General features: G+C 66.9%; 29 protein-coding genes. 11 read left to right on the top strand and 18 right to left on the bottom strand.

The genetic code is table 11. The features are described 5' to 3' along the window. The first annotated feature begins 4 nt into the window (after nt 1-4). Entirely contained in the window at nt 5-826 is an 822-nt protein-coding gene (locus ABIC32_RS02155; RefSeq protein ID WP_017504752.1) for a TIGR00282 family metallophosphoesterase, read from the top strand. Here ABIC32_RS02155 and ABIC32_RS02150 read toward each other — a convergent pair. The 4 genes from ABIC32_RS02150 to purL all read right to left on the bottom strand — a co-directional run bounded on the left by ABIC32_RS02150 (nt 805) and on the right by purL (nt 6593). After that, on the bottom strand, nt 805-1896 hold the full coding sequence (locus tag ABIC32_RS02150; protein WP_354072003.1) for a glycosyltransferase family 4 protein: 1092 nt from the start codon (nt 1894-1896) through the stop codon (nt 805-807). The genes ABIC32_RS02155 and ABIC32_RS02150 overlap by 22 nt on opposite strands. A 72-nt stretch (nt 1897-1968) precedes the next feature. Beyond that, on the bottom strand, nt 1969-3372 hold the full coding sequence (locus ABIC32_RS02145) for a cytochrome P450 (protein ID WP_354072001.1): 1404 nt from the start codon (nt 3370-3372) through the stop codon (nt 1969-1971). Between the two features lie 558 nt (nt 3373-3930). After that, nucleotides 3931-4380, bottom strand: a complete 450-nt coding sequence (locus ABIC32_RS02140) for a DUF305 domain-containing protein (protein WP_066549998.1) — start codon at nt 4378-4380, stop codon at nt 3931-3933. Further along, nucleotides 4377-6593, bottom strand: coding sequence for a phosphoribosylformylglycinamidine synthase subunit PurL (purL, locus tag ABIC32_RS02135; protein ID WP_354071999.1), 2217 nt, complete (start codon nt 6591-6593; stop codon nt 4377-4379). Before purL ends, ABIC32_RS02140 begins: the two co-directional genes overlap by 4 nt. Before the next feature lie 110 nt (nt 6594-6703). On the opposite strand from purL, the gene ABIC32_RS02130 reads away from it, so the two are divergent. Together ABIC32_RS02130 and ABIC32_RS02125 are read left to right on the top strand one after the other, a co-directional pair. Further along, nucleotides 6704-6844, top strand: a complete 141-nt coding sequence (locus tag ABIC32_RS02130) for a hypothetical protein (protein WP_354071997.1) — start codon at nt 6704-6706, stop codon at nt 6842-6844. Then, a complete protein-coding gene (locus ABIC32_RS02125) occupies nt 6841-7086 on the top strand; it encodes a Tat pathway signal protein (protein WP_354071995.1) in 246 nt (81 codons plus the stop codon). Before ABIC32_RS02130 ends, ABIC32_RS02125 begins: the two co-directional genes overlap by 4 nt. A 3-nt stretch (nt 7087-7089) precedes the next feature. Here the strand turns inward: ABIC32_RS02125 and ABIC32_RS02120 are convergent, their stop codons facing one another. Then, nucleotides 7090-7887, bottom strand: a complete 798-nt coding sequence (locus ABIC32_RS02120) for a TspO-related membrane protein (RefSeq protein WP_354071993.1) — start codon at nt 7885-7887, stop codon at nt 7090-7092. Nucleotides 7888-7961: 74 nt separating this feature from the next. Here ABIC32_RS02120 and ABIC32_RS02115 point away from each other — a divergent pair, with 74 nt between their 5' ends. Both ABIC32_RS02115 and ABIC32_RS02110 read left to right on the top strand, forming a co-directional pair. Then, nucleotides 7962-8381 (top strand): hypothetical protein, encoded by a 420-nt coding sequence (locus ABIC32_RS02115; protein WP_354071991.1) that lies wholly within the window; start codon nt 7962-7964, stop codon nt 8379-8381. A gap of 56 nt (nt 8382-8437) precedes the next feature. Then, nucleotides 8438-8611, top strand: a complete 174-nt coding sequence (locus ABIC32_RS02110; RefSeq protein WP_354071989.1) for a hypothetical protein — start codon at nt 8438-8440, stop codon at nt 8609-8611. Between the two features lie 3 nt (nt 8612-8614). Here ABIC32_RS02110 and ABIC32_RS02105 read toward each other — a convergent pair whose 3' ends face one another. From ABIC32_RS02105 to purC, 7 genes are all read right to left on the bottom strand, one after another. Then, nucleotides 8615-9268 (bottom strand): hypothetical protein, encoded by a 654-nt coding sequence (locus ABIC32_RS02105; RefSeq protein ID WP_354071987.1) that lies wholly within the window; start codon nt 9266-9268, stop codon nt 8615-8617. A gap of 7 nt (nt 9269-9275) precedes the next feature. Then, nucleotides 9276-9986, bottom strand: coding sequence for a hypothetical protein (locus ABIC32_RS02100; protein WP_354071985.1), 711 nt, complete (start codon nt 9984-9986; stop codon nt 9276-9278). A 103-nt stretch (nt 9987-10089) separates the two neighbouring features. Beyond that, a complete protein-coding gene (purQ, locus tag ABIC32_RS02095) occupies nt 10090-10752 on the bottom strand; it encodes a phosphoribosylformylglycinamidine synthase subunit PurQ (protein ID WP_354071983.1) in 663 nt (220 codons plus the stop codon). Between the two features lie 33 nt (nt 10753-10785). Beyond that, nucleotides 10786-11988, bottom strand: coding sequence for an MFS transporter (locus tag ABIC32_RS02090; protein WP_354071982.1), 1203 nt, complete (start codon nt 11986-11988; stop codon nt 10786-10788). Nucleotides 11989-12048: 60 nt separating this feature from the next. After that, nucleotides 12049-12528 carry a YbhB/YbcL family Raf kinase inhibitor-like protein gene (locus ABIC32_RS02085; RefSeq protein ID WP_354071980.1) on the bottom strand — a complete coding sequence of 160 codons (480 nt, stop codon included), beginning with the start codon at nt 12526-12528 and terminating at the stop codon, nt 12049-12051. Nucleotides 12529-12624: 96 nt separating this feature from the next. Further along, complete coding sequence (purS, locus tag ABIC32_RS02080; protein WP_354071978.1) at nt 12625-12876, bottom strand: phosphoribosylformylglycinamidine synthase subunit PurS; 252 nt, start codon at nt 12874-12876, stop codon at nt 12625-12627. Further along, complete coding sequence (gene purC / locus ABIC32_RS02075) at nt 12876-13634, bottom strand: phosphoribosylaminoimidazolesuccinocarboxamide synthase (protein ID WP_055752965.1); 759 nt, start codon at nt 13632-13634, stop codon at nt 12876-12878. The genes purS and purC overlap by 1 nt, the downstream gene beginning before the upstream one ends. Nucleotides 13635-13923: 289 nt before the next feature. On the opposite strand from purC, the gene ABIC32_RS02070 reads away from it, so the two are divergent. Beyond that, entirely contained in the window at nt 13924-14247 is a 324-nt protein-coding gene (locus ABIC32_RS02070) for a DUF1476 domain-containing protein (RefSeq protein WP_039244540.1), read from the top strand. A 185-nt stretch (nt 14248-14432) separates the two neighbouring features. Here ABIC32_RS02070 and ABIC32_RS02065 read toward each other — a convergent pair whose 3' ends face one another. The 4 genes from ABIC32_RS02065 to purB form a co-directional block, all read right to left on the bottom strand. Continuing rightward, nucleotides 14433-15065: a fasciclin domain-containing protein gene (locus ABIC32_RS02065; protein ID WP_199059062.1), complete on the bottom strand. Its 633-nt coding sequence runs from the start codon at nt 15063-15065 to the stop codon at nt 14433-14435. Between the two features lie 124 nt (nt 15066-15189). Next, nucleotides 15190-15723 carry a DNA-deoxyinosine glycosylase gene (locus ABIC32_RS02060; protein WP_199059061.1) on the bottom strand — a complete coding sequence of 178 codons (534 nt, stop codon included), beginning with the start codon at nt 15721-15723 and terminating at the stop codon, nt 15190-15192. After that, nucleotides 15720-16451 carry a 2OG-Fe(II) oxygenase gene (locus ABIC32_RS02055; protein WP_199059060.1) on the bottom strand — a complete coding sequence of 244 codons (732 nt, stop codon included), beginning with the start codon at nt 16449-16451 and terminating at the stop codon, nt 15720-15722. The genes ABIC32_RS02060 and ABIC32_RS02055 overlap by 4 nt, the downstream gene beginning before the upstream one ends. Before the next feature lie 4 nt (nt 16452-16455). Next, entirely contained in the window at nt 16456-17754 is a 1299-nt protein-coding gene (gene purB, locus ABIC32_RS02050) for an adenylosuccinate lyase (protein WP_199059059.1), read from the bottom strand. Nucleotides 17755-17916: 162 nt separating this feature from the next. Between purB and ABIC32_RS02045 the strand changes: the two genes are divergently transcribed. From ABIC32_RS02045 to ABIC32_RS02035, 3 genes are read left to right on the top strand one after another with little or no spacing between them, the layout of a single operon-like run. Continuing rightward, complete coding sequence (locus ABIC32_RS02045; RefSeq protein WP_199059058.1) at nt 17917-18237, top strand: DMT family transporter; 321 nt, start codon at nt 17917-17919, stop codon at nt 18235-18237. Between the two features lie 22 nt (nt 18238-18259). After that, entirely contained in the window at nt 18260-18928 is a 669-nt protein-coding gene (locus ABIC32_RS02040; protein ID WP_199059057.1) for a glutathione S-transferase family protein, read from the top strand. A 35-nt stretch (nt 18929-18963) separates the two neighbouring features. Then, nucleotides 18964-19095 carry a hypothetical protein gene (locus ABIC32_RS02035; RefSeq protein ID WP_255353863.1) on the top strand — a complete coding sequence of 44 codons (132 nt, stop codon included), beginning with the start codon at nt 18964-18966 and terminating at the stop codon, nt 19093-19095. A gap of 4 nt (nt 19096-19099) precedes the next feature. Here ABIC32_RS02035 and ABIC32_RS02030 read toward each other — a convergent pair whose 3' ends face one another. Beyond that, nucleotides 19100-20785 (bottom strand): lytic transglycosylase domain-containing protein, encoded by a 1686-nt coding sequence (locus ABIC32_RS02030; protein WP_354071973.1) that lies wholly within the window; start codon nt 20783-20785, stop codon nt 19100-19102. Nucleotides 20786-20869: 84 nt separating this feature from the next. Continuing rightward, on the bottom strand, nt 20870-21682 hold the full coding sequence (locus tag ABIC32_RS02025; RefSeq protein ID WP_354071971.1) for a uracil-DNA glycosylase: 813 nt from the start codon (nt 21680-21682) through the stop codon (nt 20870-20872). 195 nt (nt 21683-21877) lie between these two features. Here ABIC32_RS02025 and ABIC32_RS02020 point away from each other — a divergent pair, with 195 nt between their 5' ends. Together ABIC32_RS02020 and ABIC32_RS02015 are read left to right on the top strand one after the other, a co-directional pair. Further along, the gene (locus ABIC32_RS02020) at nt 21878-23533 is read left to right on the top strand and encodes an electron transfer flavoprotein-ubiquinone oxidoreductase (protein WP_354072932.1); all 1656 of its coding nucleotides are present in this window, start codon (nt 21878-21880) and stop codon (nt 23531-23533) included. A gap of 64 nt (nt 23534-23597) precedes the next feature. Beyond that, a complete protein-coding gene (locus ABIC32_RS02015) occupies nt 23598-25460 on the top strand; it encodes a tetratricopeptide repeat protein (protein ID WP_354071969.1) in 1863 nt (620 codons plus the stop codon).

The following is a 25460-nucleotide window of genomic DNA, read 5'->3' as shown; positions in this document are numbered from 1 at the left end:
TTGCATGAGACTGGCATTTTTCGGCGACGTCATCGGCAAGTCCGGCCGTGACGGGATCAGCGATCATCTTCCGGGCCTGAAGCGGGACCTGAAGCTCGACTTCGTGGTCGTGAATGCGGAGAACGCCGCGGGCGGCTTCGGCATCACCGAGAACACGGCGCGCGAGCTGTTCATGGCGGGCGCCGACTGCCTGACGCTGGGCAACCACAGCTGGGACCAACGCGAGGCTCTGACCTATATCGTGCGCGAGCCGCGCCTGATCCGGCCGGCCAACTATCCGCGCCTGATGGATGCGCCGGGCGCCGGGGCCAATCTGTTCGAGACCCATTCGGGTCGGACGGTCCTCGTCATGAACGTGCTGGGCCGGGTGCATATGGACCCGATGGACGATCCGTTCGGAGCGGTGGAGCGCGAACTGGCGGCGGCGCCGCTGGGCGCGGTGGCGGACGCCGTGATCGTGGACATGCATGCCGAGGTTACGTCCGAGAAGATGGCCATGGGCCACTTCTGCGACGGGCGCGCGTCGCTGGTGGTCGGCACCCACACCCATGTGCCCACCGCCGACTGTCAGATCCTGCCTGGCGGCACGGCCTATCAGACCGACGCCGGTGGCTGCTGCGACTACGACAGCGTGATCGGCAACGAGAAGGAAGAGCCGCTGCGCCGCTTCACCACCCGGATTTCCGGCGGCCGCTACATGCCGGCCTCCGGCCCGGCGACCGTGTGCGGGGTCTTCGTCGAGACCGACGACCGGACGGGGCTGGCGACGCGGGTCGAGCCGATCCGGGTTGGCGGGCGGTTGTCTCAGGCGATTCCGGTCGTCTGACGCGCCCGGCGACGGTCGATCACGGTCTGGCGCACGGCCTTCAGCTCGGCCGCACGACGATCGGGCGTATGGTTCGCCAGCACATAGGCCTGGGCGGATCGCGCCAGAGCCAGCCGCTCCTCGGGTGACGAGATCAGCCGATCCATCGCCGCCGCCAATGTCTTCGGCGTCACCGCATCGACATAGAGGGCGTGCGGCCCGCTTGCTTCGCGCAGACCCCCGCGGCCGGACGAGATCAGGGCCGCGCCTGCCGCATGGGCCTCGATCGCCGTCAGTCCGAACGGCTCGTCCCAGACCGACGGCGTCAGGGCGATGGCCGCCGTCTGCATGCGCCGCCGCACCTCGGACAAAGGCGCGGACTTCAGCACCTCCACCCGGTCGCCGTAGTTTTCTAGCGGCGCAACGTGTTGGGCCGCCCAGCGCGCGTGATCGTCCCAGTCGTTTAGCGTCAGCACGGCGCGCCAATCGGGGTGGGCGTCCAGCACACCGGGCAGGGCGGCGCACAGCACATCGACGCCCTTTTCCGGCATGGCGCGACCGGCGAAGGCGATCACCGGCTGTCGATCCTCGGGCGGGGCCATCCAGGCGCCGGCGTCGATGGGGTTGGGTACGGCGAACGCCCGGTCGTCCAGATCGGGGAAGGTGCGCACGAAGGCGTTGCGTTCGGTTGCGCTGACGAAGATCAGGCCGTCCAGCCGCTCATAACGCACTCGATAACGCCATTGGTCGATGGGGTGGCGTGGCGGGCGCAGAGCGTTGTGGCGATACAGCAGGTGAGGCGTCTTGGGCAGCGCCTGCTGCACCGCCAGCGCCTGTTTCACCTGCTGATGATGCTCGATCACATCGGGTCGAAAGGCGCGTAGCCGTTCGATCAGGCTTCGCATGCGGATACGGCCGGTGGGAAGGACATCCACGCCCGACGCTTGGACGTCGTCCGCGCCCTGACAGCAGAAGATGCGCGTCTCGCCGCCCTGATCGACGCCCGCCATCGTCCGCACCACCGTCTCCATCGAGTTCGGCTGGGCTTCGGAAAACAGACAGCCCGGAGGGAGCAGAATGGCGGTGCGCAAAGGTCGCCTCCAGTGGGAAGGTCGGCGCGACCTATAGACGGTTCGTGGCGGAACGGCGACGGCGCCGCTCGGTCAGCCCTTGCGCCGCGCCCTCAGCCGCAATCGCATGGGATCGCGGCTGCGCAGGGTGATCTGATGGACAGGCCGGGGTTCCACCGTGGTCAAGGCCTCGACATCGGCGACGCGCAGGATGGCCGCCAGGGCGATCATCGCCTCCTGCAGGGCGAAGGCGGCGCCGATGCAGACGCGGGGTCCGGCGCTGAAGGGAATGTAGGCGTAGCGATCAATGGCCTTGCGGTTCTCAGGGAGGAACCGCTCAGGCTTGAAGGCGTCGGGGTCGTCCCACAGCAGCTGGTGACGCTGGAGAATCCACGGCGAGATGATGACGGTGGCGCCAGCCTTGATCGTCTGTCCGCCGATCTCGTCGTCAGCCAGGGCCTTGCGGGCCATGGTGGGGGCGGGCGGAAACAGGCGCATTGTCTCCTCCAGGACAGCCCGGGTCCAGGGCAGGGCCTCGGCCCATTTCGGATCGGAGACGTCGAAGGCGTCGGCCTCGGCCTGGAGCCGGGCCAGATACTCCGGCTGGCGCGACAGCACATGTAGGGTCCAGCCCAGGGCGCGGGCCGTCGTCTCGTGCCCCGCCAGGATGAAGGTCAGGATGTTGGCTGCGACCTCTTCGTCGGTCAGGCCCGGACCACCGTTCTCATCCTTCGCCAACAGAAGCGCGCTGAGCAGGTCGTCGGGCGGCGCCTCGCCTGTTTCGACCCCACGCTCTATCCGGGCGCGGCGGGCTTCGACCAGCTTCGTGACGCGCTGCTCGAAAAAGCGGGCCGAGCGGAAACTGGCCAGCCGGCCCAAGCGCGGGGCCCAGTCCGGCGCGCCCAGCACGTCCAGCGGATCGATGCGCGCGCCATTGGCCAGAAACTGGTTCAGCGCCCGCTCGAAACCGCGCGCCTCGCCGCCTAGCTCGTCCGAGAACATGGTCGCCGACAGAATGTCGAAGGTCAGGCCCGACATTTCGCTGTCGATATCCAGCACTCGCCCGCGCGCCGACAGCGACCAGGCGGCCACGCGCGCGTGACAGACCTCGGCCATCCGGGCGTTCAGCGTCGCCATCTTGGCCGGTGTGAATAGGGGCGCGAGGATGCGCCGCGCGCGACGCCAGGCCTCGCCCTCGGTCAGCAGAAGGCCCTCGGCCAGCATCGGTCCCAGCACACGCCGTTGCAGATCGCCCTTCACATAGTTGGCGGCGTTCTCGGTCAGGACGTGCCGCACACCCTCGGGATGGCTGACCACCAGGATTTCACCAAAGGCCGAAGATCCATGCAGTTGCGGCTCGGTAAAATGCCGCTCGGACCACATCTGGATCGGATCGCGCCAGCTGATCCACAGGAAGGGCAGCAGCGACAGCGGTTTGCCCGCGCGCCGGGGCGGTATGGCAGGGCGGAAAATGGTGTCGGCGGTCGTCGCGTCCATCAGACGCTCCCTGTTCAAGTCGCCGGTTCAGCCAGGCGCATCGCTTCTGAAACGCGCCATCCGGCTCCTGCGTTCATGCGGGATCAATGCGAAGTCAACGCGACGGGCGCGCCCTGCCGATCGCGGCGAGCAAGCGCATCATATCTTCAGCAGCCAGATCTTTCGCGCGCTGGCTGGACACGGCGGGTTTTGAAATCGTCGCTGCGGGGGCCGCGGCTTGAGCCGCTCTCTTCTTTTCGCGCCTTTCGAAAAGGAAGCGTTGAAGACCCCAGACCAGGTGAGGCGTCCACGGCTGGCCGCAGGCGGTGCTCTTTCCCGCCTTGTTCAGCAGGCCGGCGACCTCGTTAGGCCGGGTGAAGCCGCTTTTGAAACAGGCGCGGAGCAGGGGGTCGAGCTCGTCCAGAAATGCCTCTTTGGAGCGATCACGAAAGGCGAAATGCCTCAGCTCGTCTCTGGTGATCTGCGAAGGCTTGGACGACGGGCGCCCAGTCGACGGAGCCTTGGTGCGGGTGGGCGCCGCTGGCTTTCCGCCGCCGCGATAGGGTCCCTTGGCCAATCTCAGTTCGCCGGAGGGGCGGTCGGCGCCCAGGCCTTCATCTCGGCGATCTCGCGCGTCTGCGTGTCGACGACGCTCTGGGCCATGCGGCGGATTTCGGGGTCGCGGCTGTCGCGCAGGGCGACCTTGGCCATGGCGACGGCGCCTTCGTGGTGGGCGATCATCTTGGCGACATAGGCCTGATCGATCGTCTGACCCGAGGCGGCGGCCATCTTGCGGTGCATCTCGGCCTCGGAGGCGGCGAAGGCCCGATCTCCAGACGTGGCTTCGGGGGTAGAGCCGCCCATGTCGTGACCGGCATGACCCGCGGCTTCCATCTGTTCCGTCGTGCGCGCCGCCGCAGCCTGGTTGGCGGCGGAGGTATCCCGAAGCGCCTGCTGCACCGGATCGCCGCCGCCATCGCAGGCGCTCAGCAGGCCGAGCAGGGCGAGCGGCGTCAGGACGCGGATCATGCGGCGTCGCCCAGCCAACCCGGCATCCAGCCTTCGTGCCATTCGCGCAGGTGGGCGATAGGGATGCTGAACAGTTCGCCCTTGTCGCCCTTGGAGGCGAAGGCGGCGCCACCCGCATGGCCGACGACCGAAGCGTGCAGACCCGCCTCGCGCGCCTTGGCGATGATGGCGTCGGCGTCAGGCACGGCGACCAGGTAACGGGCCTGATCCTCGGCGAAGAGGAAGATGTGGGCGTGGGCCGCGCTGGAGGCGTCCAGGGTCACGCCGACGTCGGAGGCCAGCACCAGATCGGCGGCGGCGCCGATCAGGCCGCCGTCCGAGAGGTCGTGAACCACGGTCAGCTCGCCCGCCTCGATCCGGTCGCGCACGAAATCACCGGTCTTCTTTTCGAGCTTTAGGTCCACGGGCGGCGGAGCGCCGTCCTCACGGCCCAGGACCTCGCGCAGATAGATGGAGGCGCCTAGTTCACCCTGGGTCTGGCCGATCAGGACCAGCGCATCGCCTTCGGCCATGGTCGAGAAGCCCGTCACGACGTCGTAGTTGGGCAGCAGGCCGACGGCGCCCACGGTCGGGGTCGGCGGAATGGCGACGCCGTTGGTCTCGTTATAGAGCGACACGTTTCCGCTCACGACCGGGAACACCAGTTCGCGGCAGGCCTCGGCCATCCCGTCGATGGCGCGCACGATCTGGCCCATGATCTCCGGGCGCTGCGGATTGCCAAAGTTCAGGTTGTCCGTGATGGCGATCGGACGCGAGCCCACGGCCGTCAGGTTGCGCCAGGCCTCGGCCACCGCCTGTTTGCCGCCCTCATAGGGGTCGTTCTGGACGTAGCGGGGGGTGCAGTCCGAGGTGACGGCCAGACCCTTGTCCGTGCCATGCACGCGCACCACGCCGGCGTCGGCGCCAGTCGAGGAGTCCTGCAGCGTGTCGGCCATGACGTGGCGGTCGTACTGTTCCCAGATCCAGCGCTTGGAGGCCATGTCGGGGCAGGCGACGACCTTCATCACCGCATCAGCCCAGTTTTCGGGCGCAGGAATGTCCGAGTGGTTCAGCTTGGGCTGAAGCGCCGGCTGGACCCACGGGCGGTCATACAGGGGCGCGTCGTCGAACAGGGGCGCCAGCGGCACGTCGCAGACGGTCTCGCCGTGATGCTTCAGCACCAGATGGCCGGTGTCGGTGGTCACGCCGATGATGGCGAAGTCCAGGCCCCACTTCTGGAAGATGCGATAGCCGACGTCCTCATAGCCGGGCTTCAGCACCGCCAGCATCCGCTCCTGGCTTTCCGACAGCATCATCTCATAGGCCGTCATGCCGGTTTCGCGCTGGGGCACCTTATCGAGGTTCAGTTCGATGCCGACGCCGCCCTTGCCCGCCATTTCGACGGAGGAAGAGGTCAGGCCCGCCGCGCCCATGTCCTGAATGGCGGCGACGGCGCCGGAGGCCATCAGCTCCAGTGTCGCCTCGATCAGCAGTTTTTCGGCGAAGGGGTCGCCGACCTGGACCGTGGGGCGTTTGGCCTCCGACTCGTCATCGAATTCGGTCGAGGACATGGTGGCGCCGTGGATGCCGTCGCGACCGGTCTTGGACCCGAAATAGACGACGTCATGGCCCGCCTCCGGCGCGGCCGAATAATAGATCTCGTCGGCGCGGGCCAGGCCGACGCACATGGCGTTGACCAGGATGTTGCCGTTGTAACCCTGATGGAAGTTGGTCTCGCCGGCGACCGTGGGCACGCCGACGCAGTTGCCATAGCCGCCGATGCCCGAGACGACACCCTTGACCAGACGCTTGGTCTTTTCATGCGACGGATCGCCGAAGCGTAGAGCGTTCAGCAGGGCCACCGGCCGCGCGCCCATGGTGAAGACGTCGCGCATGATGCCGCCCACGCCCGTCGCCGCACCTTGATAGGGCTCGATGTAGGACGGGTGGTTGTGGCTCTCCATCTTGAAGATGCAGGCGTCGCCGTCGTCGATGTCGATCACGCCGGCGTTCTCGCCCGGCCCGCAGATGACGCGCTCGCCGGTCGTTGGGAACTTGCCCAGGTGGATCTTGGACGATTTGTAGGAACAGTGCTCGGACCACATGACCGAGAAGACGCCCAGCTCGACGTGGTTGGGCTCGCGCCCCAGTCGGTTGAGGACGACCTGATATTCGTTGGGGGCCAGGCCGTATTCGGCGGCCAGTTCAGCCATGGTCTTTTGCGGAGCGCTCATGGGCGGCGCTTCTAGCCGCAGATGGGCCGAATGTCAGCCCGCGCGGCGCAAGAACGGGGAACATCGTCCATCGCAGGTGGTTGATTTCGTAGACAGCCAAAGGAGCCGCCATGACCGACACGCCCATCGACCCCGCCGCCACCCCCGAAGACGACGACCTGCCCGAGATCGCCGCCGACGACGCCGGCGCCTCCGCCCTGGCCGAACGGGCTCAGAAACAGGCCGATGACGCCGAGGAGGACGAGACGTGAGCAAGCCGCACACCGACCGCATCGTCCCGGCCTCGGGCCAGCAGATGGATCGTTCCAATGATCCAGAAACCACCGCAGAGATGGACGCCGCAGCGCCGCAAGCGGCTCTGGCCAGCCGGCGTCAGCGGCTGACTGGTTCGGCCGTCGGGGTCGGCAGCGTCGGCTTCGATGAAACCGGCGGCTTCGACGTGGGCGCCGACGACCATGCGCCTCAGGACGACGCGGTCACCGACAAACCCTGAGGCTTAGCGAGCGCGTTCGACGCTCGGTCGCAGGCGGAAGGTCAGCAGCAGGCCGCCGATCAGCAGGACGATCGCGCCGGCCAGGGCCGTGAAGGCCACGGTCGGCTTGTCCGCCTGTTCGGCGACGAACGCGCCCAGAAGGCCCCAGGCCGTCGGCAGGGGATAGGCGAGGGTGCGCAGCACCGCCGTCACCGCCAGGGCGACGACTGTGACGGCGACGATGGCGACGATGGCCCACAGGTCAGGCGACAGGGCGGCGGGCAGGGCGTTGAACGCGGTCGCCGTCGTGATCAGATTCAACGGCGCAGCAACCGTCAGCCAGCCGGCCAAGGCCGCCAGCGGCCATACCAGCAGGATGCGCTCGCGATCGAACATCCGCAGCGCGCGAATGTGGCCGGATACGGCCAGCATCGGCAGCAACAGCGCGATCAGCGAGGCGAAAATCACGCCCACGCTGGCGGCCTTCAGGTTCATAGCCGCAACGATGATCCAGAAGCCGATGCCGAAAAAGGCGACGGCGGACGGCAGGCCCATTCGCGACAGCAGCGGGCTTTCGCCGGTCTGCGGCAGGGCCTGACGGATCGCATAGGCCAGAATGCCGATATAGATCAGGCCCCAGATCGAGAAGGCGTAGCCCGCAACGCGCAGGGTGCTGTTGCCGTCGGCGGCGAACTCGGCCTGGTTCAAGCCCAGGCCCGCCAGGTTCTGAACCAGGGGCACGATGATGGCGAACAGGGCGGCGGCCAGGACGACCAGACGACGGGTGCGTTGGCGGGGCGTGGGACGGATGATGGAGGACATTCGGATTCCAGTGTGACGCGTATCCGGCCTTTACGCCTCGCCACGCCAGAAGGTTCACCGCGAGCGGCAGAAAAGTGAAGCTTGCATTGGCGGTCGGCGGCTTCATCCTGCCCGACATGACGCTCAAAGCTTCCCTGCCGGCTCTGTTCATCGCGATCGTCGTGGCAGCGGGCCAAGCGTCCGCCCAGACGAGCGGAGCGGCTCTGCTGACTTCAATCCAGACCGCTTGGTTACGTGTCCGCGCAGCCTTGACGCCTCAGCAGCAGGCCAATGAGGTGCGGGGTTTCCTGTCGGCGCTCGCCAACGAGAAGGGGCGGCCGACGACGCCGGCGCTGGATGCGCGCGATATCGCCTCAGGCCGCGCCGTGTCGCTGGACGATCCGGCCCTGCTGCAACGTCCGCAAGCCCATGAGGTCACGGTGACGGTGGATGGTCAGTTCCTGATCTTCCGCCCTTTGTCGCGCGCCAGCCTGGAGCCGTTTTTCGGCCGGTAGGAACAATCAGCTCGACCGCGTGGTTGTCAGATGCAATCCACACTTAGGAGCCCATCATGGCCGATATCGAAAACACCCAGCCCCAGCCCTCGCTCGAAGACGAAGTCGCCGCCAACCGCGCTATCGAACAAGGCCTCGGCGTCGGCGCCCGCGAACTGGCCGCCCAGCGCGAACCGGGCGGCGTGGTTACGCCGGACGAAGCGCCCGATACGGATGACGAGACCGCCTGACGCTCAGGGCCTGGGAGCGGCGGCCTCTTCCTTGGTATCGGCGTCGTTCACCGTCACCTGGGCTAATCCGTCGTAGGAAAAGACCCGTGATTGCGCACTATCAACGCCACTTACGATGGTCGCGGTCCCGTAGCCTGTATAAGCCGTTGTCGCACTCGTTCCGATGCTGATGGAATCATATCGCTGGCCCACCCGTGACGGATCGCTGGACACCATCACGAAGCGCTCGTTGGCGCGCGGTCTGAATAAGACCGAATAGTTCATGCCGCGATACATGAATTCCTCGGAACCGAAACCGCGCGTCACACGACCCTCGGCGTCGAAAATCGTTACGGCCGGCGACAGAATCCGCAAAGGCTCAAGATAGGCTCCTACGGTCAGGGTCTTGTCTTCGGTGTCGTCCGGAATGGCGAACAGAGCATAGGCCAAGTACGCGCCATCGAGAGCCGCGCAGGGCGCAGTCTGGTCGACGGGCGCCGAGACATAGTGGACCGCCTGTTCCTTGGGAGGAGTCAGGCTAACTGCCTTTGTCAGGTCCACTGCCATGCAGTCTGTGCGGTCGAACGTCAGCGTGGCGGGCGTGGGCGGTGCGACGGTCACGCAACCGGCCAACCCCACGACGCCCGAAGCGACAACGGATGCGAAGACGAAACGCATGGCGAGACTAGCGCAGCAGTTGGGCCGCGGTGTCGGCGACCTGATACAGTGCGTCCTGGATGCCAGCCGCGGTGCGCGCCGGGTGTTCCAGCAAGGCCTCGCGGTTCTTGAACTCATAGGCCGGGTTCGGCGACAGGGTGATGGCGCCAGAGCCTTCGGTGTTCATCATGTTGTAGACGATGCGGTTGTCCATCAAGATCTTGGTCGGGTCATTGGCGGCCACGAGGCGAACCTTGGCCCCCACGGATGGCCGGAAGGGTTGGAAAGCGCCCGCCGAAAGATAGCCGTAGTGGGTGACGACGACGTCGATATAGGCGTCCACCGGCCCCTCCGGCGTGGGATAGCTGACCAGGAAATCACGCTTCCCGCGCGGCGCGTCCGTCTTCTGGACCTTGACCTGATAGCCTTGCGAGCCGAGTCTTTCGGCCAGCCGCGTCTCGAAAAGGGTTTCGCCGTCGAAGGACGCCGTCTGCAGCGCACGGTTCAGCGCAGCCCGACGCTCGGCCTGGATGCCGGCGTCGACCAGCGCGCCGATCAGGCCGAAGTTCGAACCCATGGACGCGACTTCGTAGGCGATCGCCTGGTCTTCCGCTGAATCGTCCAAGACGGTGATGGTGCGCACGTTCGAGTCCGCGCGCTCATACGGCGTCGCAACGTAAGGCGTAGCGCATGCGGTGACGAGCATCGCGGATGCGACAACGACGAACTTCTTGATCATTTTGAACTCCCCCAATGCCAGTTGGATGGCGCGGCGCGGGGAGGTTGTCAACTTGGGCGAGCGACGATAGTCGCTTAGCGTTGAGGCCTAGCGCAAGGGTGCGTCAAGCCGCCGCATAGATGCTCCGGAACAGGGTCGCGCCGTCGGCGGAGCCGAGTTCGGCTTCGAAGGCGCGATCCGGGTGGGGCATCATGCCCAGGACGTTCCCGCGCGCATTCTGGATGCCGGCGATATGGTTGACCGAGCCGTTCGGGTTGTCGACGTAGCGGAAGACGACCTGACCCTCGCCCTCGATCCGGGCGAGGGTTTCGGCGTCGGCGAAGAAGTTTCCGTCGCCGTTGCCCTGGGTCATCGTCACTTCGCGCTCGCCCTGATAGCCGGCGGTGAAGCGGGTCTGGCCGTTAGCGACGGTCAGGGCGATGGGCTTGCAGACGTATTTCAGACCCCTGTTGCGCAGCAGGGCGCCGGGCAGCATTCCGGCTTCGCACAGGATCTGGAAGCCGTTGCAGATGCCGACCACGGCGACGCCGTCGTGGGCGGCCTTCTTGACCGCCTGCATGACCGGCGACTGGGCCGCCATGGCGCCGCAACGCAGATAGTCGCCGTAGGAGAAGCCGCCGGGAATGACGATCAGGTCCAGCCCCTGGGGCAGTTCGGTCTCGGCGTGCCACACCATCGAGACCGGCTCGCCGGTGGAGCGTTCGACGGCGACCTTGCAGTCGCGATCACAGTTGGAACCGGGGAAGACGATGACGGCTGCGCTCATGGCGCGGGCCTTTAGCAGGGTTCTTTCGCCTTGTCAGGCCGTCGCGCGCGCCCGACCGGTCAGCCAGGCGATCAGGAAGATGACGAAGCCGCCCAGGGACAGGCCCATGCCGACCCAGCCGGTCGAGGCCCAGCCATAACCGGCCGCAATCGCCATCCCGCCCAAGAGCGGGCCAATGGCGTTGGCCGTGTTGAACGCCGAATGGTTGAGCGCCGCCGCCAGGGTCTGGGCGTCGCCGGCGACGTCCATCAACCGCGTCTGCAGGATCGAACCCAGGCCGCCTCCGCCACCGATCAGGAAGACCACGACCATCACGGCCCACAGGTGAGGCGCCGCGAGCGGATAAAGCGCCAACGCCGCTGCGCTCCATAACAACAGGCCGCCCGCCGCCTTGAACCCCAGATGATCCGCCGCCCAGGCGCCCAGGATATTGCCCAGGAACATGCCGACGCCGAACACGGCGAAGACCCAGGGGAGGACAGCCGCGCCGGCGCCCGTCACCGCCTCGAGTGTCGAGGCGAGATAGGCGTAGACTGCGAACATGCCGCCAAAGCCAATGGCGCCCACGCCCAGCGTCAGCCAGACCTGGCCGCGCTTGAGGGCGCCCAACTCGCGCCAGGGGCTGGCGTCGGGGTGGGCAGTATCGCGCGGCGCGAACAGGGCGACCAGGGCCATGGTGACGACGGCCAGCACGCCGACGATGGCGAAGGTCCAGCGCCAGCCATGGGCATGGCTGATCATGTTGACGACGGGCACGCCTAGAACGGTGCCGACCGTCAGCCCCATCAGGATGGTCGAGACCGCGCGCGTGCGAAAATGCAGGGGTACGATCGAGGCCGCGACCAGGGCCGCCACGCCGAAATAGGCCCCGTGCGGCAAGCCGCTGAGAAAGCGGAAGACCAGCATCCAGTGATAGGTCGGGGCTAGGGCGCTGGCCACATTGCCGATGGCGAACAGGGCCATGAAGGCGATCAGCAGCAGCCAGCGTGGGTAGCGCGCTCCTAGCACGGCCAGGATCGGCGCGCCGACCACGACGCCTGCGGCATAGGCGCTGATGACATGGCCGGCGGTCGGCGCATCGACGCCAAGCCCAGCGGCGAAGTCCGGCAGGATGCTCATGGCCGCGAACTCGGTCACGCCGATCGCGAACCCGCCCATGGCTAGAGCGATCAGCACGAGGGCGACCGCCCCGCGCGAGCGGACGGGAAGGGGGGTGTCGAGAGCGGCGTCGGTCATGTTGCGCTGCAAACTAATCAGCGTTCATGACGCCACAAGGGCGACACCGCCCGGCGCCGATCACGCTTTGTTTTCGTAGGTCGCCGTGATCGACGCCTTGGCCAGGGTGTGGAAATGCAGGTTGAAGCCGAACACGGCGCCGGAATTGTCGGCCGTGACGTCCAGGCTTTCGACATCCACCGCAAAGACGGTGAAGATGTAACGGTGCGGGCCATGGCCGGGGGGCGGGGCGGCGCCGCCGAAACCGGGCTGACCATAGTCCGTGCGGCCTTGGATGGCGCTGTGGGGCAGATGCCCGCCCGGCGAGCCGGCGCCGGCCGGCAGCTCTGTCACATCCGCCGGAATATTGGCCACCGTCCAATGCCAGAAGCCCGAGCCGGTCGGCGCGTCGGGATCATAGCAGGTGATCGCATAGCTCTTGGTCCCCTCCGGCGCGCCGGACCAGGAGAGCTGCGGCGAGGTGTTGCCCTTGGCGTGCACCTGGGCGTCCGGCAGCACGCCGTCGTCCTGGATGTCAGTGGAGGTGAGGGTGAAGGTCATGGGCGCTCCGTCAATCAAGCCGTTTGCTAAACTGGCGTCGATGCCGAAGGATGCAACCGTCTCCTTCCCGCGACATGGGAGAGGAGACAGCAGAGTTTACGCCGCCTCGATGCGGTAGCTTTCAATCACCGTATTAGCGAGCAGCTGCTCGCACATCTTCCTGGCTTCGCCTTGCGGGTCTTCGGCGCCGGCAAGGTCGAACTCGATCAGCTTGCCGACGCGGGCATTGGAGACGCCCGACCAACCCAGACCCTGCAGGGCGCCTTCGACGGCCTTGCCCTGAACATCCAGGACGCCGGGCTTGAGGAAGACGTGAACTTTTACCTTGCTTGAAGCGGTTGGGGCCATCAGTGCAGTCCTCCCTGGATCACCGTCGGCATGCCCTTCATGATGCCGAGGCGGCGCGCCACCTCGGTGTAGCTTTCGATCACATTGCCCAGGTCGCGGCGGAACCGGTCCTTGTCCAGCTTCTCGCCGGTCGACGCGTCCCACAGGCGGCAGCTGTCGGGGCTGATCTCGTCGGCCAGCAGGACGCGGCTGAAGTCGTTTTCCCACACCCGGCCGAACTCGATCTTGAAGTCGACCAGGGTGATGCCGACGGCGCTGAACATGCCCGACAGATAGTCGTTCACCCGCACCGTCATCGCCAGCATGTCGTCCAGCTCCTGGGTCGAGGCCCAGTTGAAGGCGGTGATGTGCTCTTCGGTGACCATCGGGTCGTTGAGCTCATCCTTCTTGTAGTAGAATTCGATGATCGAGCGGGGCAGGGGCGTGCCTTCCTCGATGCCCAGGCGCTGGCTCATCGAGCCGGCGACGATGTTGCGGCACACGACCTCGAGCGGAATGATCTCGACTTCGCGGATCAGCTGCTCGCGCAGGTTCAGACGCTTGATGAAGTGGTTGGTCACGCCGATGCCGTTCAGGCGCGACATGATGAACTCGCTGATCTGGTTGTTCACCACGCCCTTGCCTTCGAGAACGGCCTTCTTCTGCGCGTTGAAGGCGGTAGCGTCGTCCTTGAAATACTGGATCAGGGTGCCGGGCTCGGGTCCTTCGTACAGGATCTTGGCCTTGCCTTCGTAGATCTTCTTGCGCTTGCTGTTCATGGTCCGGTCCCGGCTTACGGGCGCCCTCCAGAAACAAAAATCGCGCGGCCATATGTGGAGGGGGAAGACCCGGTCCTGGCGGCGCGTTTCGGAATCGTTCGGGCAGTCAATCTCGTTCGGGGTCTCCTTAGCCGAAGGCGGCCCTCGATACAAATGAGGATGGCCGGCGCTGCAATCATTGGGGACAGGATGTCCATGCGACGGAAGTCAGGTTGCGTTCGCGGGCGGGCGGTCTATAGACGGCGCTTGCCCCGACGTTAGCGGGGTGGACGGAGCTTTGCTGAGCGAAATGACGACCTTCGACGATCGGGAAAAGGCCTTCGAAGCCAAATACGCCCTCGATCAGGAGCAGGAGTTCAAGGCCATCGCCCGGCGCAACCGGATGCTGGGCCTTTGGGCTGCGGAAAAGATGGGCCTGTCGAGCGAAAGCGCGGACCAGTACGCCGCCGCCGTGGTGCGCGCCGATTTCGAGCAGCCGGGAGACGAGGACGTGTTCCGCAAGGTCGCCGGCGACTTCAAGGCCTCGGGCCTGTCGGTGTCGGAGGGCGAGATTCGCTCCAAGATCGACGAACTGGCCTCGATCGCTCGTGAGCAGATTCGCGCCGGCGAGTAATCGCTTCGGTCTTTGGACTGATCTGAGAATTCGAAAGGGCCGCACCCGGGGGAAAGTGCGGCCCTTTCTTCTTGCCGGGGACGTTGGGGGGATGTCTCACCCGGCGTACTGTGCGTCTCGCGCTCCTGAAGAACACCAGGGCCGAGATTTGGTTTCAGGCGTCGCCGCCTGAAACCAAATATTTTTTACGGCATCAGAACCGTGTCGACGACGTGGACGACGCCGTTCGATTGGCCCACGTCGGCCTGGGTGATCGTGGACTTGCCGCCCTTGGCGTCGGTGATGACCCAGGTGTTGTTCGGGCCGGCCGAAACCTTCAGTTCTTCACCCTGAACCGTCTTCAGCGTGGCGGTGCCGCCGTTGGCCTCGGCCTGGGCTGCGATATCGGCGGCCGTCAGGCGACCGGCGACCACATGGTAGGTCAGGATCTTGGTCAGATCAGCCTTCATCGCCGGCTGCATCAGGCTGGTGCGCGTCGCCTCGGGGATCTTGTCGAAGGCGGCGTTGTCAGGGGCGAAGACCGTGAACGGACCTGCGCCTTGCAGGGTGTCGACCAAGCCGGCGGCCTTCACGGCGGCGACCAGGGTGGTCAGGTTGGAGGCCTTGGAGGCGTTGGCGACGATCGTCTCGTTCGGGCTCATGGCCGCGCCGCCCACCATCGGGTCGGTCGCGGGGGCCATGGCGGCGCCGTCGGCCGGGGCCATGGCAGTCGATTCCGCCGGCGTCGTGGCGGCCGGCTCGTTGTTGCCGCAGGCGCCGAGCGCCATCAGCGCGCCGCCGGACACGGCGACGAGCATAAGATTGCGAAGTTTGGTCATGTGTTTCGTTCCCTTTGGGCCGCTCTCAAGGCGGTAACGGGAACGTTACGCGCGACACCGCACAATGGATGCATGCCGCGCGACAAGACATCGCAGCTTCACCATTCAGTTTTCGCGCGCACTTCTATGCTGCTTTGCAGCAAGAGACCTGTCGTTCGATCAGATCAGTCAACGAATTCCAGATGTTCGCCTTGCCTGCCAGTGGAATGGCATGAGCCGGGCTGGATGAAGGCAGGTCGATAAGGCCAACCCCTGCGACGTCGCCGATAATGCGCCGTCCCAACTTGGCCGCCAGCTTGCCGTTGAAGGCGACCGCTCTCAGCCGCGGCAAGCTGCCGATCAGGCCGCGCAGATCAGCCGCCTCCGGCGAGCGGATCGCGGCATCCAGACTGCCCGACCTTTCCGCCGACGCAATCACATCCCACAGCCCCACGCCGCGCGCCTTCAATCGGTCCAGCCGCTGCTCATAGCGAAGGGTTACAAGGTCCTCGCCCAACACACCGCCGATCAGGGGCCAAAAGGCGTTGCGCGGATGGGCGTAGTACTGCGCCGCCCTCAACGAGGCGTCGCCGGGCAAACTGCCCAGGATCAACAATCGGGTTTCCGTATCGACGACGGGTGCGAACCCCAGCCTGCGATCGCCCGTGTGATCCGTCACTTGACCGGCGGGTCGTCGCGCAGCCAGCCAGTGATCGAGCGGCGCTTGCCGCCGGCGTAGGCGGCGACCGGCGCGACGGAGTGCTGGCGGGGCGTCTTGAACACCGTCCAGACGTTGAAGCCCGGCTTGAACCCGCGCTCGATATCGCCGTTGGCGTCGTGAAACAGCAACTGGCCGCCCCAATCTGGCCGCCAATCGCGCGACAGACCCAGCGTATAGGCCGCCCGTCGCTCGCCCACGCCCGTGTCGTCGTGCTGGGTCAGGAAGTCGCCGGGCCGGAACCAGGTGGCTTGCGCGTCGATCTTGGTCACGCTGGCTTCGCCGGTCACCGCCTTGGCGAATGTGGTGAAGGGCGTGTCGTTGAAGAACTGCACCAGGGCGTGCGTCGCATGGCCCTCGTCCTTGCCGGTGAGCAAGGTCGTGATGATCGGATAGGCCAGATAGATGAAGGAGAAACCGTCGCGACCCTCCCCCAGCGCGCGCTGCATCTGGGCGCCGATAGCATCTCTGCCCATGGCCTGCATGTCTTGCGGCGACAGCAGCTTGCCGCCTTCCGGCGTCTTCAAGGACAGATGCCAAGCCGTGTCGTGTTCGAGCGCAAGCTCCAACCATTCGGCGCTGACCTCATCCAGCAGATCGGGCACCTGCACCATGCCGTCGCGCGCATAGGCCGCCGCATAGTCGCGGGGATCGAGCCGGGGATTGAGCCGGATCGTGCGCTCGCTCATGACGTCAGTCTCCGAACACCCGCTTGAACACCACGTCCACGTTCTTGGTGTGGTAGCCGAGGTCGAACAGGGCTTCGAGCTGGTCGGCGGGCAGGGTGACGCGGTCGTCGGCCTTCAGGAAATCCAGGAAGGCGCCTTCGCCGCGCCAGACCTTCATGGCGTTCTCCTGAACGGCGGCATAGGCGTCTTCGCGCGACACGCCGGCCTGGGTCAGGGCCAGCATCACCCGCTGCGAGTGCACCAGACCGCCCAGGCGGTCGATGTTCTTCTGCATATTCTCTGGGTAGACGTTCAGCCGCTCGACCACATTCGCCAGACGGTGCAGGGCGAAGTCCAGGTGGATGGTGGCGTCCGGGCCGATGCCGCGTTCGACCGAGGAGTGGCTGATGTCCCGCTCATGCCACAGGGCGACGTTCTCCATCGCGGGCGTCACGGCAGAACGGACCAGACGGGCCAGGCCGGTCAGGTTCTCGGTCAGTATCGGGTTGCGCTTGTGCGGCATCGCCGACGAGCCCTTTTGACCCTTGTCGAAGAACTCCTCGGCTTCGAGGACTTCGGTGCGTTGCAGGTGGCGGATCTCGACGGCGAGACGTTCGACCGAGCTGGCGACGACGCCCAGGGCGGCGAAGAAAGCGGCGTGGCGGTCGCGCGGGATGACCTGGGTCGAGACCGGCTCGACCGTCAGGCCCATCTGGTCGGCGACATATTGCTCGACGGCCGGGTCGACATTGGCGAAGGTGCCGACGGCGCCCGAAATGGCGCAGGTGGCGATCTCTTCCTTGGCGGTGATCAGGCGGCGTTTGGCGCGCTGGAACTCGGCGTGATAGCCGGCCAGCTTCAGGCCGAAGGTGACGGGCTCGGCGTGGATGCCGTGCGAACGGCCCACGGTCGGGGTGTATTTATGCTCCTTGGCGCGTGTCTCCAGCGCGGCCAGAACCCGATCGACGCCCTCGATCAGCAGGTCCGACGAGCGCGCCAGCTGAACCGCGAAACAGGTGTCCAGCACATCCGAGGAAGTCATGCCCTGGTGCAGGAAACGGGCTTCTTCGCCGACGATCTCGGCGACGTGCGTCAGGAAGGCGATGACGTCGTGTTTGGTGGTGCGTTCGATCTCGTCGATGCGATCGGCGTCGAAGTTCGCATCCTTGCCCTTGGCCCAGATGGCGTCGGCCGATTCCTTGGGGATCACGCCCAACTCGGCCATCTTCGTGGCGGCGTGGGCCTCGATCTCGAACCAGATCTTGTACTTGGTTTCCTGGGACCAGATGGCGGCGGCGACGGGGCGGGAGTAGCGCGTGATCATGGGCGGGTCGTGTCGGTCGTGGGGGGCGTGGAGTCAAGGTTTGCGGGACGGCGCGGTTGACTTTGCCGGCCGTTGTCCCAGATTCAGCGCGCTTTCAGGAGGACGACCTCCCCCACATGGGACCAACGCCGGGACGACCCGACGCCATGCAGGGAGAATGTCATGGCCTGGGTATTCCTTGTTTTCGCCGGCCTGCTCGAAGTCGTCTGGGCGTTTCTGATGAAGGCGTCGGCCGGCTTCACGCGACCGTGGCCGACCGTGGGCATGATCGTCTTCATGATCGGTTCGTTTGGTCTGCTGTCGCTGGCGATGAAGACCCTGCCGCTGGGCACGGCCTACGCCATCTGGACCGGCATCGGCGCAGTCGGCGCCTTTGTGGCGGGCGCGGTCTTTCTGGGCGAGCCGCTGACGCCGCTCAGGATCGCGGGCGTCGTCCTGGTCGCATCGGGCCTGGTTGTGCTGAAGCTGGCGGCGAGCCATTGATGGCGGCGACAGGAGACGCGTGATGGAACTGGTGATCGGCGACAAGGCCTATTCGACGTGGTCGCTGCGGCCGTGGCTGGTGCTGAAACATTGCGGTGCCACCTTTGACGAAATCCTCGTGCCGCTGAACCAGCCCGACACCGATCAGCGCATCCGCGAGCATTCGCCGTCCGGTCTCGTCCCGGTGTTGAAGGTCGAAGGCGAGGTGATCTGGGATTCGATGGCCATCGCCGTCTGGGCGGCGGAACGCTATCCGCAAGCCCGCCTCTGGCCGTCGGACGCCCATGCGCGCTGGCTGGCGCGTTCGGCGGCGTGCGAGATGCACGGCGGCTTCACCGCCTTGCGCACGGCCTGTTCGACCGGCCCGGATCACTGGATGGTCGGCCCCAGTCGCGCATCCGCGCCGGACCATCCGGGACTGGCCAAGGATCTGCGCCGCATCGTCGAACTGTGGCGGAGCCTGCGTGAGCGGTTTGGCGCAGGCGGGCCGTATCTGTTCGGCGACTGGTCCGTGCCGGACGCCTTCTTCACGCCGGTCGCCGCCCGCATCCGCCATTTCCAGCTTGACCTCTCAGCCCATGGAGACGACGGCCCGGCCCGGGCCTATGCCGAGACCCTGCTGGCCCATCCCCACTTCCGGGAGTGGGAAGCCGACGCGCTGGGCTTAACGCACGACAACCATCCCGGCTGACGCCGCGTTAAGTGAGCGCTGTTATCTGTATGGGCATGACGAGCCCGATCCTGCCCAGCCCTCCGACCCAAGCCGCTGCGCGCGGCCTCAATCCGGTCATGGCCTATGGGCTTGCGGCCTTGGTCGGGGCGGCGTTTTGGGCCAGCCTGCTGTTCGCGGTCTTCTAAGAGGTCAGCGCGCGCCGGCGATGGGCGTAGTCTCGGCGATCAGGACCGGCTCGGCCTGCGGCGGCGGGGCCACGTAATCCAGCGCCATAGGCACGGCGCGCGCCCCCGACGCGACGGCGTCCAGCGTCTTCAGCGGGCCGCCGAACAAGCGCTGATAGATCCAGTAGCTGGCCATGACCTTTTCGACGTAGTCGCGCGCCTGGGGCACGTCGATCGTCTCGATCAGCAGTAGGGGATCGGCGTCCGCGCCCAGCTTCCTGACGGCCGCCAGCATCGGCCCCGGCCCGGCGTTGTAGGAGGCCACGGCCCGCAGCAGATCACCTTGGAAGGCCGGCAGGGCCAGCATCTTGTTGATGTAGGCCTGACCCAGACGCATATTGACCGCCGGAACCAGCAGCTTGGTCGGGTCCGAGACGAAGGTGCGATCGCCGGTCATCTCGGCCGCCGTCGTCGGCATGACCTGCATCAGCCCATAGGCGCCGACGCTGGACCGGGCGTTGGGATTGAAATCGGTTTCCTTGCGCGCCAGGGCGTAGACCAGCGCCCGCTCGATGACGAAGCCGCCTTCGGGCGTCAGATCCGGCATCGGATAGCGCGTCGCGTCGATGCGCGTGGCGTCGCCGTTGTTGACCGGCAGAATGGCGCGCGCCAGGGCGGTCCACATCTTGGCCGCATCGCCGACTGCGGTGCGCAGGCCGGACCGCAGCTCGGTCTCGGCGTCGGCGTTGCGTCCGACTTCATAGAAGGCGACGGTGCGTTTGGCGCGGGCGTCGGCTTGGACGAAGGCTTCCAGGGCGGTCGGTTCGACGGCGGCGCTCTGGGGCACATAGGCCGCGCGGCGCAGGCGTGGCTCGGCCTCATAGGGGCGAGGGCCCATGTTCTCGATCGTCGGCTCTTCTCCGAGCTGACGCAGGGCGATCTGGCCATAGAAGGTGGCCGGCCACTGGGCCGACAGGCGCAGATAGTCGGTGACGCGATCCTGGCGACCGGACTGGGCGGCGGCGCGCGCGGTCCAGAAGGCGGCGCCGGCGCGGACCCAGGCGTCCTCGGTTGGATCGTTGGCGACGCGTTCGAAGGCGGCGAAGGATTCGTGGAACTGGCCCAGACGCCATTCCGCCAGGCCGACCGTCCACCAGTCGCCGATCTGTCGCCCCAGGACCGACGCCCCGGTCAGGTCGTCGTTGTTGTAGGCGACGCGCGCCGCCTTGGCCGGATCGGTGACGCCGCCGTCGCCGGACACGGCGCTGACCAGACTGTTCCAGGTGCGGCCCAGCACGCCGCCGGGACGCACCGGCTCGGGCGCGCCGTCGGGGCGACGACGCAGCGCGAGAGTATAGACGCGGTCCGCGCACGGCAGATCCGAATAGGTCTCAAGCCAGGCCGTCAGCTCTTCATAGGTGGCGACATGATCGGGATGAAACAGGCTCTCGAACTCGACCTGACCCAGCAGCACACGGTCCTGCGCCTGACGGGCCGCCATGCGGGCCGTCTCGATGTCGCCGCGGCGCAGGGCGTCAAAGGCGGTGGTGTAGGAGATTCTGTCGGCCGAGCTCAGCGCGGTGGGACGTCCGGAACCGGCACTGGCTTCGGCGGTTGACCCGTAGGGCGTCTCGGCGGTCGCGGCCGTCGTGGCGGCGCAGAACGCAAGGACAAGCGTCGACGCGAGGATCGCGCGGCGGAACGAAAACATAAGCGGCGGCCCCCTCGTTGGCGACGCGCGTAAGCTACGGGCGCGTGTATGGCGATCGGTCGTCAGCATGCGAACATGCCGCGATTAGCCTTGTTTTTCAACCGAGTCCGTTTCAAGGCGAACGGCCAGCGAAAGCAGGTCGCTCCACACCTGCCGCTTGGCTTGTGGCTGACGCAGCAGAAAGGCGGGATGCAGGGTCGGCATGACGGGCGCCGACACCGCCCCCTCCAGCAGGCGCCATTCCTTCCAGGCGCCGCGCAGCTTCATGATGCCTTCCTCGGCGCCGAGCACCGACTTGGCCGAGGCTGCGCCGAGCAGCAGCACGGCCCTGGGCTTCAGCAGGGCGAAGGCGCGCTCGACGAAGGGCGCGCACACCGCCTGTTCCTGCGGGCTGGGGGTGCGGTTGCCGGGCGGGCGCCAGAAGACCGTGTTGGTGATGAACACCTTGTCGGTCAGACCTGCCGCCGCCAGCATCCGGTCCAGCAGCTGCCCGGCCTTGCCGACGAAGGGCTGGCCCGCCCGATCCTCATCCCCGCCGGGACCTTCGCCGATGATCAGAACCGAGGCGTTGGGGTTGCCGCGTCCGAACACCGATTGCGTCGCGCCCATGCCGCGCAGCGGACAGCCCTCGAACGCCGCGACCGCCGCCGCCAGATCCTGAAGCGTCGCGGCGCCGGCGGCGAGCCGCCGCGCTTCGGCGAGGGCGTCATCGGCGTTGACGCCGGCCAGGGGCATGACGACCGAGGCCGTCGCCCTCTGCACCGCCTTGACGGCCGGCGGCGGGGCGATGTGGGTGTGATCGACGGGCGCATCGCCGTAGCAGGCGTCGACCCCCGCATCCCGCCAGAAGGCGAGCAGGCTTTCGACTGCAGCGATGTCATGGGGTTGCGCGTTCATGTCTCGAACCACCGATAAGCCTTGACCGCCCTCGCGTCACCTTCCGATAAGCGGCATAACCACACAGATAACCGGGATTCAGGGGAAACCATGGCCGAAGACGCCATCGAAGGCGGCGCGGAAAACGCCCGTCAGGACGCCATCATCGACAATCTGCCGCCGCTGGAGGCGCTGAACGGCGTCGAGCGCGAGATCATGGAATATGATGTCGTGATCGTCGGCGGCGGTCCGGCCGGCCTGTCGGCGGCCATCCGCCTGAAGCAGCGCGCGGAAAAGGACGGCAAGGAAATCACCGTCGCCGTTCTGGAAAAGGCGGCCGAGGTCGGCGGTCACATCCTGTCGGGCGCGGTCATCGATCCCAAGGCGCTGAACGAGCTGTTCCCCGACTGGAAGGCACGCGGAGCGCCGCTGGAGACGCCGGTCACCAAGGACAAGTTCCTGCTGCTGGGCCCGCAGGGGTCGGCGTCGCTGCCCATGCCGCTGATGCCGCCCTTCATGCACAATCACGGCTGCTACATCGCCTCGCTGGGCAACGTCACGCGCTGGCTGGGCGAGCAGGCCGAGGCCCTTGGCGTCGAGGTCTATCCCGGCATGGCCGCCAGCCACGTCGTCTGGGAAGAAGAGACGGGTCAGGTGAAGGGCGTCGTCGCCGGCGTCTTCGGCATCGACCGCGAGGGCAAGCCGACCGGCGACTTCCAGCCCGGCATCGAACTGCACGGCAAGTACGTCTTCATCGCCGAGGGCGTGCGCGGCTCCCTGGCCAAGACCATCATCGCCCGGCACAAGCTTCAGGACGGCAAGTCGCCCCAGAAATACGGGATCGGCCTGAAAGAGCTGTGGCAGGTCCCGGCCGACAAGCACCAGCCCGGCCTGGCTCAGCACACGACCGGCTGGCCGCTGGATGAACACACCGGCGGCGGCAGCTTCCTGTATCACTTCGGCGATCGCTACGTGGCCGTCGGCTATGTGGTTCACCTGAACTACAAGAACCCGTTCCTGTCGCCGTTCGACGAGTTCCAGCGCTTCAAGCACCACCCCGAGATCGCCCAGCACCTGGAGGGCGGAACGCGCATCTCCTACGGCGCGCGCGCCATCACCGAGGGCGGCCTGCAGTCGATCCCGAAGCTGAGCTTCCCCGGCGGCGTGCTGATCGGCTGTTCGGCCGGCTTCGTGAACGTGCCCCGCATCAAGGGCAGCCATAATGCGATGAAGACCGGCATGCTGGCCGCCGACGCCGCTTACGACGCCGTTCAGGCCGGGCGCGCGGGCGACGAACTGGTCGAATACCAGACCGCCTTCGAAAAGAGCTGGGTCTATAAGGAGCTGTCGGTCGTCCGCAACGCCAAGCCGCTGCTGTCCAAGTTCGGCACGACGCTGGGCGGGGCGCTGGGCATGTTCGACATGTGGTGCCGCACCCTGTTGGGCGGCCTGTCGCCGATCCCGACGCTGAAGCACGAAAAGACCGACGCCGCCTCGACCGGCCTGGCCGCCGACCACAAGGCGATCGCCTATCCGAAGCCGGACGGCAAGCTGTCGTTCGACAAGCTGTCGTCGGTGTTCATTTCCAACACCAACCACGCCGAGGACCAGCCGGCCCACCTGAAGCTGCTGGATCCGTCGATCCCGATCCGGGTCAACCTGCCCAAATACGGCGAGCCGGCGCGGCTTTACTGCCCGGCGGGCGTGTACGAGGTCGTCTATGGCGACGAGGCGGCCAAGGCCGATCCGCGCTTCGTGATCAACGCCCAGAACTGCGTCCACTGCAAAACCTGTGACATCAAGGATCCGTCGCAGAACATCGTCTGGACCACGCCCGAGGGCGGCGGCGGTCCCAACTATCCGAACATGTGACGGAACGGGGCAGGGGCGGTGTTCCGCCCTTGCCCGCCGCTGCAAAAGCGTGAAGGGTCCGGTCATGATCGCCTCCCGTTCTCGCCTGTTCGCCGCCTCCCTGACCGTCCTCGCCGTGGCGCTTGCCGGCCACGCCTCGGCTCAGGAAACGACCCCGCCCGCCCCGACGCCGGAGACCCATCCGCCGGCCGTCATCCTGGAGCCGGGCCAGACGGCGCCGGGCCAGACGCCGACCGAGGCCAGGCCCGAGCCTCACATCATCATCACCGACACGCCCGCGACGCCTGCGATCCCGGCCGTCTGGGCGCCGATCCCGACGAACGCCGAGGGCCGCAGCGCCTATGGTCTGTATCTGGCGGGCAAGCTGGCCCTGATGCAGGGCGAGGGGGCGACCGGCTCGGACTATCTGGCCCAGGCGGAACGGCTGACGCCGGAACAGCCGCGCGTGCGCGAACAGGCCTTCACCTCCGCCCTGCTGACGGGCGATCTGGACGTGGCGGCCGCCCTGGCCCCGACCGATGCGACCGCGTCTCCCGCGTTCGTCGAGGGCGGACGGCTGGTGCGGCTGGTGCAGGACTTCGTGCGCGGCGACGCCAGGACGCCGAACGCCGAACTGGCCCGTCAGCCCATCGGCACCCCGCATGCGCGCGCCGGCCTGTTGGTCGCGCCGTGGATCGCCGCCGCGGCGGGCGACTGGACCCGGGCGCTTCAGCCGGTCCCGACCGCCGGCGATCCCCTGACCCTGGCCTTCGCCCACATCAATCGCGCCGCCCTGCTGGAGAAGCGCCGCGACTATGCCGAGGCCGAGGTCGAGCTGAAGACCGCGTCCGAAGTCGCCGGCGTCGGCGCCCTGTTCAAGCGCCCCTATGGCGAGTTTCTGGAACGGCGCGGACGCCGCGACGACGCCGTCGCCCTGTATGAAGCCGCCATGGCGGTGCAACCCGTCGATCCGGGCGTGGCCCGCGCGCTGCAACGGCTGAAGGACGGCGGCCGCCCGCCCGCCTTGCCCGACTTCCGCGAAGGCGCCGCCCAGGGCCTGATCACCGCCGCCGCCCAGGCTTCGGCCGAGCGCGGCAACGAGTTCGCCGCCGTCTATCTGCGCCTCGCCCAGAACCTGCACGACGATGACGAGACGGAATATCAGCTGGCCCAGGTGCTTTCCCGCGCCGGTCTGAAATCCGCCGCCCGCAACGCCCTGTCGCGGGTCGGGACCGCCGATCCGCAGCTCTATGCCGCCGCCCGCGCTCAGCTGGCCGTGGCGCTGGAAGAGGACGGCCAGTCGCAGGACGCGCTCACCGAGCTGCGCCGCGCCGCCGCCGCCAGCCCCGACGATCGGCAGATCGCCCTGGTCTTGGCCGGTCAGCTGATGCAGCTGAAACAGCATGACGAGGCGCTGGCCCTGCTGGACGGGCCGCTGTTGAACACTGCCGATCAGGGCGCCAGCGTCCACTTCCTGCGCGGCGCCGCCTATGAGGCGTTGGGTCGTGTTTCCGAGGCCGAGGCCGAACTGTGGGCCGCGCTTCAGACCGCGCCGAACGACGCCGATATGCTGAACTACCTCGGCTATCTCTGGGTCGATAAGGGGCTGCGGGTTCAGGAAGGCGCCGAGATGATCGCCCGCGCCCACGCGCTGGAGCCCGACAACGGCAACATCCAGGATTCGCTGGGCTGGGCGCAGTTCAAACAGGGCCAGTACGAAACCGCCGTCAACACGCTGGAAGAGGCTGTCGACAAGGAGCCGTCCAACGCCGAGATCAATGATCACCTCGGCGACGCCTACTGGAAGGTCGGCCGTCAACGCGAAGCCGTCTGGCTGTGGAACCGCGTCCTGGTGCTGGAGCCCGAACCCGAACGCCGGGCCGAGGTCGAACGCAAGATCGCCAATGGGCTGGACAACGCGCCGAGCGCTCAGGGCGTCGCGCAATAG

It is taken from the genome of Brevundimonas sp. 1080 (assembly GCF_040545985.1).
Taxonomy (GTDB): domain Bacteria; phylum Pseudomonadota; class Alphaproteobacteria; order Caulobacterales; family Caulobacteraceae; genus Brevundimonas.
The sequence above is the reverse complement of the archived record's forward strand: the minus strand, read 5'-3'. Positions and strand labels throughout refer to the sequence as shown.